The organism is Streptomyces sp. URMC 129 (assembly GCF_051386415.1).
Lineage (GTDB): Bacteria > Actinomycetota > Actinomycetes > Streptomycetales > Streptomycetaceae > Streptomyces.
In genome coordinates this window covers 1-1,172 of sequence record NZ_JBPQTQ010000278.1, presented here as the reverse complement: position 1 = coordinate 1,172, position 1,172 = coordinate 1, and the positions used below count along the sequence as shown (strand labels likewise).

Here is a 1,172-nt window from a genome sequence, read left to right as displayed (position 1 = left end):
CGCCGCCGCCCGCGAAGAAGCCGCCGCGCTTGTCGGCCTCCAGGACCACCTCCACGCCCGACGGCGAGGCGATGAAGCTGATCTCGATCTCGTTGATCACGTGCGCGTACCGCGGGGGCGGCGTGATCTCGATCTCCTGGTAGAACGGCAGCGTCTGGCCCGTGCCGCCGATCCGGCCCAGCTCCAGGTCGGCGGACTTGAAGCCGAAGCCGAGCTGCCCGAACGCCTCCAGGATCGCCTCCTGCACGGGCAGCGGGCGGACCAGCAGCGGGTCGAGGTCGCCCTGGTCGACCGCGCCGGCCACCGCCAGCTCCGTCTTGACGCCCAGGGCGATGCCCAGCGGCTGGCCGTAGATCTCGGTGATCGGCGTCTCCCACGGCACCTGCACCGAGAACGGGATGGCGAACTGCTGGCCCTCCGCCAGCTTGAAGCCGCCACCGACCGTCTGGCCGTGGAACGCGATGTCGCCCTGCGTCTCGTAGTCGCCGCCCTCCGCCTCGACGCGGGCCACGAAGTGCAGCGTGACGTGCGTGATCTCCGAGTCCATCGAGCCGCCGCGCACCAGGACCTGGCCGGTCAGCGCCGAGCCGGGGACGACGGCGCCGTTGAGCACCGTGTCCACCGAGGGGCCGCCCACGCCCAGCGCCCCGAGCAGTTTCTTGAATACCATCCCGCCCCGTTCTCCTTCTGTACACGTCGAGTAGGCCGCGACTCATCCATGCGCCACGGCCGTGCCCACGCTACCGGGCGAACCACCGAACCGGTCGGCCGCGGCGACCGCGGCCGGACCGCTCCGCGACCGGGTCACCGATGCGGCCCGGCGTCTTCCGGGGCCTTTGCCCGCACGGCTGGATGAGTACCATGGCCGACGATGATGCGAATACATGGTCATAGACCCGGCGGCGCCAGACGCGCCGCCGTTTCCGGCTGTGCGTTCGTCATCGTCTCCCTGCTGTGCGCCCTCGGCCTCTCCGCACCGGCCGCGTCGGCCGCCACCGCCGCCGACCACGGCGCCGGGCCGCCGGGGGCCGGTCCCGGAACCCCGCCCCGGACCGAGATCCGCGTCCTCCCCCTGATCGATCCGGTCGACTTCGAGCGGCCCGGCAGCACCTGCCACGTCGGCCCGGGAGCCCCCGCCGACCCGCTGCCGCCGCCCCCGCTCGCCTTCCACG

At 72.9% G+C, this 1,172-nt stretch carries 1 protein-coding gene and 1 pseudogene; one reads left to right on the top strand and one right to left on the bottom strand.

Going from position 1 to position 1,172, the window contains the following annotated elements; genetic code table 11:
- The coding region (locus tag ACSNOC_RS27755) for a sporulation protein (protein ID WP_436750332.1) at positions 1-670 on the bottom strand (670 nt) is incomplete at its 3' end.
- Between the two features lie 201 nt (positions 671-871).
- Here ACSNOC_RS27755 and ACSNOC_RS27750 point away from each other — a divergent pair.
- Positions 872-1,172, top strand: a pseudogene (locus tag ACSNOC_RS27750) (hypothetical protein); the annotation flags it as partial.